This window comes from Prosthecobacter fluviatilis (assembly GCF_042655725.1).
GTDB lineage: Bacteria > Verrucomicrobiota > Verrucomicrobiia > Verrucomicrobiales > Verrucomicrobiaceae > Prosthecobacter > Prosthecobacter fluviatilis.
In genome coordinates this window covers 71,720-85,975 of sequence record NZ_JBHSMQ010000008.1, presented here as the reverse complement: position 1 = coordinate 85,975, position 14,256 = coordinate 71,720, and the positions used below count along the sequence as shown (strand labels likewise).

General features: G+C 62.7%; 11 protein-coding genes. 6 read left to right on the top strand and 5 right to left on the bottom strand.

The window, feature by feature from the left end; genetic code table 11:
• Positions 1–158: 158 nt before the first annotated feature.
• A complete protein-coding gene (locus ACFQDI_RS19315; RefSeq protein ID WP_377169889.1) occupies positions 159–1,061 on the top strand; it encodes an alpha/beta hydrolase in 903 nt (300 codons plus the stop codon).
• A 287-nt stretch (positions 1,062–1,348) separates the two neighbouring features.
• On the opposite strand, the gene dusB is transcribed toward ACFQDI_RS19315, so the two are convergent.
• On the bottom strand, positions 1,349–2,377 hold the full coding sequence (gene dusB, locus ACFQDI_RS19310) for a tRNA dihydrouridine synthase DusB (RefSeq protein WP_377169887.1): 1,029 nt from the start codon (positions 2,375–2,377) through the stop codon (positions 1,349–1,351).
• Positions 2,378–2,429: 52 nt separating this feature from the next.
• On the opposite strand from dusB, the gene ACFQDI_RS19305 reads away from it, so the two are divergent.
• The gene (locus ACFQDI_RS19305) at positions 2,430–2,600 is read left to right on the top strand and encodes a hypothetical protein (RefSeq protein WP_377169885.1); all 171 of its coding nucleotides are present in this window, start codon (positions 2,430–2,432) and stop codon (positions 2,598–2,600) included.
• Between the two features lie 230 nt (positions 2,601–2,830).
• On the opposite strand, the gene ACFQDI_RS19300 is transcribed toward ACFQDI_RS19305, so the two are convergent.
• Positions 2,831–3,559 carry a segregation and condensation protein A gene (locus ACFQDI_RS19300; RefSeq protein WP_377169883.1) on the bottom strand — a complete coding sequence of 243 codons (729 nt, stop codon included), beginning with the start codon at positions 3,557–3,559 and terminating at the stop codon, positions 2,831–2,833.
• 156 nt (positions 3,560–3,715) lie between these two features.
• Positions 3,716–6,145 carry a hypothetical protein gene (locus tag ACFQDI_RS19295; protein WP_377169881.1) on the bottom strand — a complete coding sequence of 810 codons (2,430 nt, stop codon included), beginning with the start codon at positions 6,143–6,145 and terminating at the stop codon, positions 3,716–3,718.
• A gap of 97 nt (positions 6,146–6,242) precedes the next feature.
• Here ACFQDI_RS19295 and ACFQDI_RS19290 point away from each other — a divergent pair, with 97 nt between their 5' ends.
• The 3 genes from ACFQDI_RS19290 to ACFQDI_RS19280 all read left to right on the top strand — a co-directional run bounded on the left by ACFQDI_RS19290 (position 6,243) and on the right by ACFQDI_RS19280 (position 9,407).
• Positions 6,243–6,512 carry a Precorrin-3B methylase gene (locus tag ACFQDI_RS19290; RefSeq protein WP_377169879.1) on the top strand — a complete coding sequence of 90 codons (270 nt, stop codon included), beginning with the start codon at positions 6,243–6,245 and terminating at the stop codon, positions 6,510–6,512.
• A gap of 99 nt (positions 6,513–6,611) precedes the next feature.
• Positions 6,612–7,523, top strand: a complete 912-nt coding sequence (gene rlmF, locus ACFQDI_RS19285; RefSeq protein WP_377169877.1) for a 23S rRNA (adenine(1618)-N(6))-methyltransferase RlmF — start codon at positions 6,612–6,614, stop codon at positions 7,521–7,523.
• A 312-nt stretch (positions 7,524–7,835) separates the two neighbouring features.
• The gene (locus tag ACFQDI_RS19280) at positions 7,836–9,407 is read left to right on the top strand and encodes a hypothetical protein (RefSeq protein WP_377169875.1); all 1,572 of its coding nucleotides are present in this window, start codon (positions 7,836–7,838) and stop codon (positions 9,405–9,407) included.
• A gap of 122 nt (positions 9,408–9,529) precedes the next feature.
• On the opposite strand, the gene ACFQDI_RS19275 is transcribed toward ACFQDI_RS19280, so the two are convergent.
• Positions 9,530–10,600, bottom strand: a complete 1,071-nt coding sequence (locus tag ACFQDI_RS19275) for a cytochrome-c peroxidase (RefSeq protein WP_377169873.1) — start codon at positions 10,598–10,600, stop codon at positions 9,530–9,532.
• A 66-nt stretch (positions 10,601–10,666) separates the two neighbouring features.
• Between ACFQDI_RS19275 and ACFQDI_RS19270 the strand changes: the two genes are divergently transcribed.
• Positions 10,667–10,876: a hypothetical protein gene (locus ACFQDI_RS19270; RefSeq protein ID WP_377169871.1), complete on the top strand. Its 210-nt coding sequence runs from the start codon at positions 10,667–10,669 to the stop codon at positions 10,874–10,876.
• Positions 10,877–10,908: 32 nt separating this feature from the next.
• Here the strand turns inward: ACFQDI_RS19270 and ACFQDI_RS19265 are convergent, their stop codons facing one another.
• Positions 10,909–14,073 carry a fused MFS/spermidine synthase gene (locus ACFQDI_RS19265; RefSeq protein WP_377169869.1) on the bottom strand — a complete coding sequence of 1,055 codons (3,165 nt, stop codon included), beginning with the start codon at positions 14,071–14,073 and terminating at the stop codon, positions 10,909–10,911.
• Positions 14,074–14,256: the final 183 nt, after the last annotated feature.

Below are 14,256 nucleotides of genomic sequence, written 5' to 3'. Positions count from 1 at the left end.
TGATGGCGAGGACCGTGGTCCGGAGGGATGGGGTGGTGGGAAATGCGGCTGGGAAAGTGGCTGCAGAGGCTGCCGGCTTTCCCAAAATTTTGTGTAACCACTCGCCCTGCGCTGCATTTCAGTCAATGACCACCTCCCAAACTCACCACACGCACGTCATGATCCGCTCACTGCTGTTTCTCCTTGCCCTTGCCAGCGTCACTCCGGCCTCCGCACAGCTCGGCGGCAGGCTGCGCGATCTCATCGCCAACCGCAGGCAGCCGGGCACAGGCTCCGCACAGGCCCCCGGCAAGGAAGAGATGAGCTACGGCAGTGATTCGATGCAAAATCTCGACTACTGGCGTCCCACCACGCCGGGCTCCCCGCTGGTCATCTATGTGCACGGCGGCGGCTGGAAGCGCGGAGACAAAGGACTGGCAGCCGGTGAAAAAAGTGTGCACTACCTCCAGCAGGGCTACGCTTTTGCCTCGCTCAATTACCGCCTGGTGCCCTCCTGCACGGTGGAGGAGCAGGCGGCTGATGTGGCGCATGCTGTCGCTTTCCTCGTCAGGCGTGCTGAGCAGCTGGGCTTTGATGGGAAGCGTGTGGTCCTCATGGGCCACAGCGCCGGGGCGCACCTGGTGGCGCTGGTGGGCACGGACCTGAGCTATCTCAAGCAGGCAGAGCTAAGCCCGAAGGCCCTGCGCGGGGTGATCCCGCTGGATGGCGCGGCCTACGATGTGGCCAGGCAGATTACCGAAGGTGGCGACTTCATGCACGACACCTACCTGCAGGCCTTTGGCACCGATCCCGAAAGGCAGGCCAGGCTCTCGCCCACCAAGCAGGCCGCTGCGCCCAATGCCCCGGCCTTCCTCATCCTGCACGTGCAGCGCGTGGACGGCACGGCCCAGTCCATCGCACTTGGTGAAGCTTTGCGCAAAGCCGGTACCCCCGCCGAGGTGAAAGGCTTTGAAGGTCACGGCCTCCAGGGGCACGCGGAGATCAACCGCCGCATGGGAGATCCGGCGTATCCGGCGACGCCGGTGGTGGACGCGTGGCTGAAGAAGGTGTTTGAGAAGTAAAAAGGGAAAAGGGATGAGCTGAATCGCTTTCGATTCTTCAGCATCGCAGATCCCTGCGTCTCATTTGGAGTGCGGTCGCGGAGTGAGGCACGACCGCAGCTACCGCCTTCCGAAGGCAGGACGGCATATGAAGCACAGCTGCTAAACTCAGGCGGCCGATCTGAGGCTCTCGAAGGCCAGTCTGTCCATGCCTGCCACGAGACGCTCGAAAGCGGTGGCTGCGCTCATTCTTCGCTCCGCAACCGCACTCCAAATTCACACTGTGGCGGAATGAAACCGCTTCATTTTCACTCCACGTCGGTTTCCATGTTTGCATTGACCACATGCTCATGCCCGTGCGTGGCCTGGTGCTCCAGATAGCCGGCAAAGATGTCCTCCAGCTCCATCAGGCTGCCGATCTGGGAAAAGCGCTGGCGCAGCCATTTGCCGCCGGGGATGGACTTGGTGTAGTTCATGAGGCGGTTGCGCATGGAGCGCAGCGTGGGCAGCTCGCCCATGTGCGCATTGCGGGCGATGGCCATCTGGCAGTGGCGGCGCATGAAGCTGAAGCGCTCCTCCACCGTGGCATGGGGGACGTGGGTGCCGGTGGCGAGGTAGTGCTTGGCCTCTTTAAACACCCAGGGATTGGTCATGGCGGCGCGGCCGATCATGACGCCCTTCACATTGGTCTGCGCGCGGCGGATCTCCACATCGGCGCCGCTGGAGATGTCGCCATTGCCGATGACCGGCACCCGCACGGCATCCGCCACCTGGCCGATCACGTCCCAGTCGGCCAGTCCGGTGTAGCCCTGGGCGCGGGTGCGTCCGTGCACGGCGATGGCCTGCATGCCGCAGTCTTCCAAAATGCGGGCGACTTCGACGGCGTTCACATGCGTGGCGTCCCAGCCGATGCGCATCTTGGCCGTCACCGGAATGGACACCGCTTTGGCCACCTCCCGCGCGACGCTGGCGAGCAGGGGGCAGTCTTTGAGCAGGGAGGAGCCGCCGTTTTTGGAAACGACCTTGTTGACGGGGCAGCCGAAATTGATGTCGATGAAGTCGGGCTGCTTCCAGTCGATGATTTTACGGGCGGCTTCGCCCATGCGTACGCCGTCGGAACCAAAGAGCTGGACGCCGAGCGGACGCTGCGAGTCGTCAAAGTCGGTGTAGTGGCGGGTGCGGTCGTCGCGCTGCAGGATGCCCTCGGCGCTGACAAACTCCGTCACCATCACGTCCGCGCCCTGCTCCTTGCAGAGCTGGCGGAAAATCACGTCCGTCACTCCCGCCATGGGGGCCAGGTACAGAGGGAAGCGGTCGTTTTGGAACCAATGAAGCATCTTCCATGATAGCCGCACTGGCACAGAGCGGCAAGTCGTGTCACATTGAGCGATGGCAAGACGCCGCCGCTACCGCAAACCCCTCATTCCCGGTCTCTGGACCGTGCTGGCGGCGTGCGTGCTGCTGGGCAGCATCGGCGGGTTTTACTGGGTGCTGGGGAAGGCGACCAAGATCGTGCGGAATGAGCCGCCACCAGCGCCAGCGGTGGGAAAGGGGAAGTAGGAATGCGAAATGACGAATGAGTAAATCCGAATGAAGAATGAATGACAAAGCCCCAATGACGAACTAGCAGCTTTAGCTGGATGATGGCAGAGGCGGTATTCGGCCTTCGAACTTCGGCCTTATTTAGTCATTGATTCGCTTTGCTCACCCCAAGGGGCACCCTATGGCTGTCTGTCTCGCTCCGCTCGGCTCGGATTTACTCATTCGTCATTCTTTCTCCCCATCGCTCCTCACACCACAGGGCGTACAACAACGATCTCCCCAAGCAGCTGCTCCTGCTCCACCTGAAGGTGGTTGAGCTTGATGAGCTCCAGCATGGCCAGGAAGGTCACGATGACCTCGCCACGGCTGGCGGCGCTGCTGAAGAGGTCTTCAAACTTGATCTTGCTGCCCACGGGCACGATCTGGAGCAGGTGCTCGATCTTGTCCGCCACGGTGTAGCGGTCATTGACAATCTCGCGGAAGTCGCTGGCGTTTTCAAAGCGCTTGAGGATGCGCTGGAAGGCGCGGATGAGGTCGAAGATGCCCACCTGGCCGACACTGGCGACGGGTGCGTCGAGGTCCGGCAGCTCTGGCGTGGTGACGAAAAGCTCGTCTCCCTTGACCTCCTGAGAACCGAGGAACTGGGCGGCCTCCTTGAACTTCTTGTACTCGACGAGCTGGCGGATGAGCTCCCAGCGCGGATCGTTTTCCTCAGCGTCCTCCTCCGGCGGCTGCACGGCCTGGGGCAGGAGTTCGCGGCTCTTGATGTACATGAGGTTGGCCGCCATGACGATGAACTCGCTGGCGAGCTCGATGTTCAGCGCCTTGAAGGTGTCGATGTAGTCGAGGTACTGCCGCGTGATGCGCTCCAGGGAGACATTGTAGATGTCGATCTCCTCCTTTTTGATGAGGTAGAGCAGCAGGTCCAGCGGGCCTTCAAAAATTTCGAGTCTTACTTTGTAGTCGGTTTCTTCCACAGAGCGAGATAGAACGGGGAACGGGGGATGGCGAGAGGAAAATGGGGGATCCATTGGCCGCAAAGATGCGCAAAAAGCCGCAAGAAATCCGGATGGGAATGTTCCGCCTCAATCTTCAGTCTCTTGGAAGCTTTTTGCGTTTCTTTGCGGCCCGTCTTACTTCACCGCGCGTGCGCGTACAAAAATGATGCTTGTGGTGTTCATGCCGCCGTCGCGTGCGGGAAGGATGCCGAGGCAGTGATACTGGCCGGGGAGGGCGTCCAAGGTTTCGATCCATTCTTCGAATGCATGCTTCGCACCCGGATAGTCATCCTTTCCACTGGCGAAGATTTGGAGGGTTTCTTCCAGGCCGGGCTCTTTGGGGCGGGCGGTGGAGTGCTGAAGTTTGAAGCCCAGAATGACCGTGCCATTGGCTTTTTCCGTCAGGTGCGCTTCAAGTTGCAGCCCGACCGGGATCATTTGCAGTGCGGTGGGCCGCATGCGGTAGGGAGCCTGACGCGATGGGGGATCGAATTCAGTGGCCGTCCGGTACTCCTCCACGACAGACAATGCGGCGTTGGGGCCGGGCTGCATCCTCAGCAGCGTCTGTGACTGCAGTTTTGCATGACCACTCTTCATGCGTTCTTGGGTGAAGGTGGCAATGTCGGGGCTTTTTACCGCCTGCCACGCCGCAGCATCCTGTGCAGGAATCTCGAATGTCAGAGTTTCGATTTCGACATCGTGTGGCTTGTCCTCAGTCGCGGCAGCACTGGAGTCGAGGTGGCTGAAGAGGAAAATGGTTTCTTGCGCCGGGAAATCCGCGCTGGTCATCACCGCAGGAATCTGGACTGCTGCGAGCAGATGCGTGCCGGGCGTGGTCACGGCCGCCGTGGTGCTCGTCAGGGAGAACTTTCGGAAGCGCGGCTGCCACATGATCGCTTCAGGTACATCCCGGGTGAGCTTCCACTCCGTGCGTGCGGGCGGTGCCAGGTCCTGGATGAAGGCGAGGATTTGCCCGTCCTGCTCCAATCGGGTGCCGACGGGCACATCCTCCCAGGCGGAGGGTATGCTGGGCATTTCTGTGGGGCGGGCATGGAGGCGCGCACTGCTTTGTGCATAGCGGTTGGAATTGTGGGTCGAAAACGCGCTGGTTATGACCCGCCCTTCGCCACGTTTGACGCGGGCCAGCAGATCGCGCAGCAGGGCCTCATCCTGCTGCGGCTGGCGTGACTGGAGCAGGGCATGCGCCGTGCTGGTGTCGAGTGCGATGCCGAGGAAGAGCGAGCGCATCGTCGGTGAATTCGCTGACCAGCCTGTGGTGAAAGGATTGGGTGGCGAAGCAAAGGGATCAGCGGGTGTCGGTGTGGCAGGCTTCTCCACAGGCTTGGGGACGTCGCCTGAGAGCTGCGCCAGTGTGACATCCAGCCAGCGTCCCTTGCGATCGGCACCCCAAACCTGATCCGCAGGCTGCATCATCGCCACGAGTTGCGGGGAAGCGCTGGCGGACAAAGGCACTCCCACAATCTCCTGCTCAAAGCGGTCATACCAGTCCATCCAGCCATGGAGCGCCCTGGTGCCATTGCCTTGCTCATCCCTGGCGCGCAGCCATGAGGTGGGCCAGCGCACGGCCAGTGGTGCACGGGGAGCGCAGAAACTGTGAAAATCTCCCGTGGCATTCACCTTCAACCGCGTGCCCTCCAGCGCTTTTCCAAAGGCGATAGGGACGAGATAGAGCCGGTCCAAGACCTGATCCACTTCCGAGGGCAGCCGCCATTCGGTGCCGGTCTGCAATTCCGTGCTGGCATGGGGAGCCACGGAGAGGGCGGTGCTGGAGACGATGCTGGCGCGCCCGGCGGTCACCGCTTTTTGCAGATGGGCGGCCAGGGCTGTGTCGTCCGGCCTGCTCTGCAGCAGCCATTCGATCATCTCCAGCTCCGGTATGCGGTAAATCGTCTGCTGCATTTCCAGGCTCGAAGCGAGGGGGCTGCCGGCGCTGCCTTTGAAGAAGACGACGATCCGCGTGCTCGCATCGTTTGCGGGGACGAAGTTGGCGATCATGCGCTCCTTCACTCCGACCAGCACCTCTCCCTGCCAGCGCAGGCGTTCGAAACGCGGGGCGGTCACGCTGTGTTTCTCACGCTCGGCTCCCTCCGCCGCATTGGCATAGGAGAACGACTGCGACTGCGGAGGGCTGAGATCATGAATCAGGCTGAGGCTGATGCGGGTGGCATCGGTTTGGTTCTTCGGTGGCTCCTGCTGCAGCCGCACCTCGGTGCCGATGAGCTCCTGCGCGGTCTTGTTTGCCAGGGATTGATCCTTTATGCGGTCAAATTCCCACCGGGTGACAATGTCTCTTTTCTCACCGCTGAGCATGACGGTGGTGCCTTCTTCCTTCACCTCGCCGGTCAGCTCCGCGAGCGTGCGTGCGTGGAGGCGCTCGCGCAGTCCGTCTGGCGTGGTTCCTGCGGCCATCTCATGCTGCCAGTCGCTTTCCTTCACGGCGGTGACCTTGAGCGTGACCTGGACTCCGGGCTCCTGTGCTCTGCATGGGCATGAAGAGACGAACCCGGCCAAAATCAGCATCCGGATCTGCCAGCGTGCATGCATGGCCGCGTTTTACCCGATTCCATGGCGGAAGGGCAATTGAAATTTCCATGTCATTCGCTTTTTCAGGCTTCCGCATGCATCTATGTTTTCCCATCCCATGCCTCCCAAAAAGAACTTCCGCTCCAGGCCGCTCTCCGACTCTTTAGCCATCAAAAACCTGGGCCGTCACATCCGGCAGGCGCGAAGCTACTGGTATGCCCATGCGGAGGGCGCCTTCCGGAGCGAGCGAACGAAGGCGCTGGCGCTTGAACATTCTATGACCGAGGCGGAGCGGGCGAGGGTGCCGTTCATGCTACGGGAGTGGCTGCACTTTCGCAGCAGGAAGGCCTTTGGCCGTGGAAGCAGTCCGACGGGACGTGGACGGTGAGGATCCAATGGCAGCGAAAGGACGCCAAGTTATTCAAAAAATGGGAGATGTTTGTTCCGGTTATTTTTGCGGTTTCTGCGTTTCTTTGTGGCCAACCTCATGAGTGCTTCTGATATGGACAAGGTTCGCAAAGCAGGACTGCACCCGAGCAATCGCTTCAACACGCGCTACGACTTCCCGCAGCTCGTAGCGGGCAGCCCGGCGCTGGGGGCATTTGTGAAGCCGAATGCGCATGGGGATGACAGCATCGACTACGCAGACCCGCTGGCGGTGAAGGCGCTGAATTCGGCGTTGCTGAAGAGTGCCTACGGAGTGGATCATTGGGACATCCCGCCCGGGGCGCTGTGCCCGCCGATTCCTGGGCGCAGCGATTACATCCATCATCTGGCGGATCTGATTGCGCTGCGGCGTGGTGCTGAGGTGCGTGTACTGGACATCGGCATGGGGGCGTGCTGCATTTATCCGCTGATCGGCGCGAGTGAGTATGGCTGGAGCTTTGTGGGGGCGGAGATTGACCCTGCCTCGTGGCGCTGGGCGCGGAAGCTGGTGGCGGCGAATCCGGGTGTGGCGGGCTTGATCGAGTGCCGTTTGCAGAAGCAGGCGCAGCAGTGCTTTCGCGGGATCATCGGGAAAGGCGAGCGCTTTGATCTCACGATGTGCAATCCGCCGTTTCATGCTTCTGCGGCGGAAGCAGCGGCAGGCACGCAGAGGAAGCTGCGCAACCTGGGCGCGAAGAGGACGGGGCTGAACTTTGGCGGCAAGTCCAACGAGCTGTGGTGCGAGGGTGGCGAGCTGGGCTTCATCCGCCGGATGATCGCGGAGAGCGTGGAGTTTTCCGCGCAGTGCGGGTGGTTCACGACGCTGGTGTCGAAGAGCGAGAACCTGGGGCCGCTGGAGAAAACACTGCGCAAGGCGAAGGCTGCGGAGGTACGCATCATCGAGATGGCGCAGGGGCAGAAGAAGAGCCGCGTGCTGGCGTGGCGGTTTGCGGAGGTCAGGCATCCTGCCTGACGGATAGCCTGAGGCGTCCCGCCTCCAGTCTGGGAGGTGGTGGTGGGGATGTGGTCTCAGAACAGCCGGGACGGCTGTCTCCCGCTGACAGGCCGGAGGCCTATCCTCCGGGCGCGTGGCGCTTCTGAAGCGGAGGTCAGGCATCCTGCCTGACAATGGACTGAGGCGTCCCGCCTCCAGTCTGGAAGGTAACGGCGTGCTTTGATCTCAGAACAGCCGGGACGGCTGTCATCCGCTGACAGGCCGGAGGCCTATCCTCCATCCTGCATGCGGGCGCTAGATCGGAGGCTGCCGCTCGTATAGCCTTGTCACATGAAACGTTTCCACGCCTGCCTCTCCCTGCTTCTGTTTGCCTCCGCACTGCATGCCGAAGTGAAGCTCTCCAAGGTCTTCACGCCGCACATGGTGCTGCAGCGTGGCATGGCGGTGCCGGTGTGGGGCACGGCGGCGCCGGGAGAAAAGGTGACGGTCTCCTTTGCTGGTCAGAGCAAGACGGCCACGGCGGATGACAAGGGCGCATGGAGCGTGAAACTGGATGCACTGCAGGCCAGCACCGAGCCGCGCACGCTGACGATCGGAGACAAGAAGATCGAGGACGTGCTGGTGGGCGATGTGTGGGTGGGCTCCGGCCAGTCGAACATGGACATGACGGTGAGCAGCTACACCAAGGACGACCCCGTGCTGGATGCCGCCTCCAAGCAGAGCTACCCGCACCTGCGCCTGCTGCGCAAGGACGCGAACGCGGTGTGGGAGCAATCCACGCCGGAGACAAATGTGAAATTCAGCGCGCTGCTGTTCTCGTTTGGCTTTCCACTGCAAAAGGAGATCGGTGTGCCGGTGGGCCTCATGGTGGGCGCGGTGGGTGGCACGCCTTCCGGCTTCTGGCTGAGCGAGGAGATGTACCGCAGCGATGCCGCCTGCGCTGAGGCGGTGAAGAAGTTTGCCCCGACCTACAAGTATGACGAGCTGCTGGCCAAGTATGCCGTGGACAAGGCGAAGTGGGATGCCGAGTTCGCCGCCTGGAAACTCCAGGCCGAGGCCGACAAGAAGGCGGGCAAAGAGCCTGCCCGCGCACCACGCGCGCCGCAGCCGGTGGGCAAGGCAGGCGAGACGAACTTTGGCAAGGTGGGCGAACTCTTTGAGCGCTTCATCCGCCCGTATGTGGGCTATGGCATCAAGGGAGTGCTGTGGGACCAGGGCGAGAGCCGCACCAACATCGTGGGCGTTGATCAGGTGACGCTCATGGGCGCGCTGATCGGCGGCTGGCGCAAGGCCTGGGGGCAGGGTGACTTCCCCTGGCTGTATGTGGAAAAGCCCAGCGGTGGCGGCTGCGCCTTTGACTATTCACAGCCCATGAATCGTCTGGCCGAGAAGTTTGCGCCGCTGCCCAAGACCATTCCGAACAACCCGGACATGCAGTACTCGCACGTGGTCTTTGAGCAGATCATGAAGTATCCGAACACGCACATGGTCATCAGCAGTGATCTGGGCAATGGCATTCATCCGCCGAACAAGTCCGGCTACGGCGCGCGTGCCGTGCAGGTGGCGCTGGCGGTGGCTTATGAGAAGGGGAATGAATACCTGGGGCCTCAGCTGGCATCCCACTCCATTGCTGGCGGCAAGGTGACGCTGAAGTTCAAGCACAGCGGCAAAGGACTCGCCTTCAAAAACGGCGACAGGCTGCAGGGATTCTCCATCGCCGGAGCCGACAAGAAATTCGTGTGGGCCGATGCCGTGATCGAGGGCGACACCGTGATTGTTTCCAGCAAGGACGTGCCGCAGCCTGCCGCAGTGCGCTATGCATGGAGCAACGCCTTCCAATGGGCGAACCTCTTCAATCTGGACGGACTGCCCGCGCAGCCGTTCCGGACGGATGAGTGGTGAGCAGATCGTATGGCCGCAAAAAGGCGCAAGAAAAGGAATCAAAAAAACAGAGAGAAGAAGGCAGGCTGTCAGGTCAGGCTCATCCTTTTTGTGATTTTTTGCGCACTTTTGCGGCCATCTCTTCAGGGCTTCAATCCACTCGGCAGGCGCTCAGGCGCGGACTGGTCGTAATCATCGCTGTTGAGGGATTCGAGGAAGGCTTTGATCGGCTCATGGTCTTCCGGCAGCATGTTCATATGGCGGAGCAGGGGATCGAGCGGGGGCAGGCTGCTGGTGTCTCCTCCTTCCAGTGTTTCGGCGGCCTGGTCCATGAGGCGGTCGTAGAAGAGCAGGACTTCATCGAGCGTGGTGCTGCCGCCGTGGTGCATGTAGGGCGCGGTGTGCTTCAGATTGCGCAGGGAGGGCGTGCGGAATTCGGTGCGGCGGGTGGCGCTGTCGGTGAGGCCGATGGCGTGCAGCTTGAAGTCGGAGAGCATGGGGCCGTTGTGGCAGAGGGCGCATCCGGCTTTCTGAAAGGCCTGCATGCCCTGCTGCTGCGCGGGCGTGAGAGCGGATTTGTCGCCACGCATGAAGCGGTCAAAAGGGCTGTCGGGTGTGATGAGTGTGCGCTCATACGCGGCGATGGCCTGGGTGACTTTTGCTGCGGTGATCGCGTTTTCGAAAAGCTTCACGTATTCGGGAATGCTTTTGAGGCGTTCGACCATGGCGGGGACGGCCTCGGCTTCACGACAGGCCTCGCCACGCATCTCCTCGCGCTGACGGATGGGTGCGAGCGCCTGGGCTTCGAGACTGCGCACGCGGTTGTCCCAAAACATGGGCGACTGGGCGGGATCGAAAGGCTTGCCGGATTCGATGCCGTTGAAGGCGGCGTTGAGAATCGTGGGCGTGTTGCGCGTGAGCGGCTGAAAGGCCGCGCCTTGCACCAGCCTGCGTGCGGGACCGATGCCGCTGGCATGCACGCCGAGCGGTGTGGGGCGTGCATCCGCCCAGCCATGCTGCGGGCTGTGACAGGTGGCGCAGGCGACATCGCGCGTGGCGGAGAGGATGGGGTCAAAGAACAGCATGCGGCCGAGGGCGATCCTGGCAGGAGTGTCGCCGGGCAGCGCGGCCGAGCGTGGCAGCGCCTCGATCTTGGTGTCCGGCAGCGGTTCAGCCGCAGCCGTCGCAAGGATCACGAGCAGGGTGGAGAGCATGGGGAGGGAACGGGGACAACAAAAACGGTGCGCTGTGGAGATAGACGTTCCAAAGTGGCCTTTGTTATGTCTTGGGGCATCAATTCACAGAAAACACGCTTCGACAGCCTTCCCGAAGAAGTGCAGGAAAGGATTGTGAACGTACTCATGAAGAACCTTGTGCCTGACACTGCAGGCTATGATATCGACGAAGAAACCCTGCAGCACTGGGCGGCCAATCGATCTATTTTAGCCTTTTGGGTCCGCCATAAGCAGATGCGAAAAAAGAAGGATTAAGGTCATCATCCCTCTCTGGTGATCATCTCGCATTAACGTTCCTTGTCCGCAGCTTCATTCAGCGGACGATCCGCATGCCGCAGGAACTCCTGCAAATCGCGCTCGGCTTGCGGTGCGAGCGCATGGGATGCGGCGCGGTAGGTTTTGGCGCGAAACTCCAGGAACTGGCGCTGCCAGGGCGGGTTCGGTTCAAACTCGGAGAGCACTTCGATTTGCTGCGCCGGGGTGAGCAGGGGGATGATCTGGATCAGGGTGTTCAGGCGGCTGGGCTCGGCCAAGCCGCCGGGAAAGGGCTTGTTCAGCACGGCCATGAACTGCGGCACGAGATCACGGTTGTTGGCTGCTAGAGGTGGCACGAGCGAGAGGGCGGTCTGCACGGAGGAGAGCCGCACCCACACCTGCGGGCGCAGGGCTTTGAATCCATCGAGCAGGCGCGCGGCGGCATCGTCGTAGGCTTCGTTTCGGAAGGATAACAACGCGGTGGCAAAGTGGGCATCGGCGGGCCAGTCCTGACGCAGAGTGGCGATGTGGGGCTGCAGTTGTTCCGAAGTGCCGGCCTGTGCAGCGGACTGCAGCAGCATGAGCTGCTCTCCGGGGCTGGAGGGAGTGCCGGTCCAGGCGGAGAGCACGGTGGCGTAGTCGCCTTTGGCAAAGGCGTCGGCGGCTTCGGCCCGGCGCTGGTCGTCGCCGCTGAGAAGGTCCAGCATGTCAAAGCTGGCGCCGTCCGCCGCGAGCATGCGCAGGCGCTCGTAGGTGAGGCGGGTGCGGTCGATCTGAGAGGCGAGGTGCGCGGGCACATCGAGGTCCTGCTCGATCGCCATGGCAAGCACCTGAGTGGTTTCAAAGGTGTTGTCCTTGGAGAGGGCTCGGGCAAAGCCGTACTCCAGCAGGTTGCGGTCGTCGGTGTTGATGGCGGTCGGGCTGGCCTGCAGCAGAGTGCGGGCAAACTCCGGCGTGGCAAGGTGATGGGCCAGCACGCCCTCGACGGAATTCGTGAGCCACACGCGTTTCAGCGCCTCGGCAAAGAGCGGCTGGGCGATGCGTGCGCGAAGCTGCTCCATGGTATATCCGGGTGCTTTCTGGTGCCCGATGAAGAGCAGGTCGTTCGGGCCGGAGATCCAGGTCTCCACATGGGGGAAAACGGAGGTGAGCGTGGCATACACCTGCCGGATGGCCTGGGCGTCCACCTCATACCCCTGCACCCACTGGGCAAAGAGGCCGTGCTCAGTGAGGCGGTTTTTTGCTGCGGTGTAGAACTCCTGAGTGAAGAGGGTTGAAACCCCGGCGCGGTAGGGATTGGACGGCTCGGAGATGACGAGATCGTAGCGGCTTCCTGCGGCCAGCAGGGCCTCGCGGGCGTCTCCGGGAATGAGGCGGACGTTGGCCTTTCCCAGCACATCGCGGTTCACCGGGGCGAAGTGATCGCGGGCGAGGGCGGCCATGCCGGGCTCGAGTTCCACCACATCGACCTGTTTCATACCGGGCACGTCGGCCACCCATCCAGCGGTGGTGCCGGTGCCGAGGCCGACGATGAAGGCGGTGTGCGGCGCGGGGTGCAGCATGGCGGGCACGAGACCCTGCATCACCTGCGTGTCGGCATCGCCAAAGGCGGAGCCGTCGGACTTGCCGTTCACGTAGAGGCAGTAGCCGTCGTCGCTGTCCACGGCGGCCACGCTGGCCTCGCGGCCTTCAAATTCATGCGCTATCTTCCAGCGGCTGGCATGCAGCCAGCCGCGCAGACCGTTGATGGAGGTCGGCAGCGCCTCCACACGGCCATAGCCGATGGGCCTGTGCCGCCAGGCGGCGGTGGGGCCTGTGGGGACAAACATGAGCCAGCCTGCGCTGAGCCAGAGGGCGGCGGTGACAGGCCACGCCCGCTTTGAAATGGAGCGTGCGCCCAGAAGCGCGGCCCCCAGGCTGAGAACCAGCGTCAGCACAAACACCCAGCGCCAGGCCCCGAGCGCGCTGAGCCAGGGCAGCAGGATGAAACCTCCCGCGAGGGAGCCGAGGATGGCGCCGAGGGTGTTCGCCGCATAGGCGTAGCCTGCATGACGGCCCGCATCGCGGCTGCCGCTGCCCAGCAGGCCCACCAGCAGCGGGAACTGCACACCTGCGAGGATGGACGGCCCGAGCACGAGCAGGCTGGCGATCAAAGCCCAGCCCGCGATCTGTCCGGAGAGGCCATGTGAGCGAAGCTGGTTTGCCTCAATGGCGAAGACGGCGATGCGGTCTCCCAGCGCCCAGGGGAGCGCCAGAAACAGCGCCTGCCATGCCGCCACACGAGAGAGCGCCGTCAGCGTGACCGCGCCCGCGCGCGATGCCCACAGCGTGCGGTACATCAGGCCGCCCAGGCCGATACCAGCAAGTGCCAGGGCGAGGATCAGGCCAAAGCCATAGACCGAGCTTCCCAGCAGCGGGGCCAGGATGCGGAACCAGACGAGCTCGCTGAGGAAGAAGGTGAAGCCGGTGATGCCTGCGGCGGCATAGAGGAAGCGACGCGTGAGCGCGCCCGGAGAGCCCTGTTTTCCATCCGCCTTCCAGTCTTTCTCCTTTTCCGCCGCCTCCTGAACACCACGGGCGGCATACCACGCCATGCCACCAATGAGCAGGTTCACACCTGCCGCCACCATGACGGTGGTACGGATGCCCCAGAGCTCCAGCAGCCAGAAGGTGCTGAGCAGCACACCCGCGAGCGCGCCGAGGGTGTTCACGCCATACAGCACGCCCAGGCTGCCACGCTGCGCATCCTGGTCTGTCTCCACCCACTTGAAGGCCGCAGGCAGGCTCCCGCCCATGAGCAGGCAGGGCGGGGCGAGCACCACGGTGGCGAGAATCAATTGCAGCAGCGTGGCCGGCACCACGCCCAGCGCGGCGATGCCGCCGGTGCTCAGGTACAGCCAGCGCACCAGCGCAAGCAGCAGCGGCGTGAGCAGCGCGGCGACGCCGACACCCAGCTCGATCAACGCATACAGCCGCAGCGGATTCGCGGAGGCCTCCGCCCTGCGGCCAAACAGCGCACTGCCCGCGCCCATGGCCCCCATGAAGATCGCCAGCACCGCCGCTGTGGCCGGTGTGGCCCCGCCAAACACCAGCCGAAACTCCCGCAGCCACGCCATCTGGTAGATGAGCGCGCAGGCCCCGGAAAGCGCCAGCAGGCAGGCGAGGAAGGGGAGGCGGGGGGAGGTTGGGAAGGGCATCGGCATGCTATCAAGACGCACGAAGTCTCAGGTGTCCAGTCTCTCTCTACCGAGCAGCTTATGAGTTCGCACAGGTTGGCAGGGGCTGTGATTGTCGGGAGACGCTCGAAAACAGCAGCTTCGCTATCGTGCTCCAAATGAACTCCGCAGGGGGCGGGGGAACGCCCCGGGCTCTGAGACGCA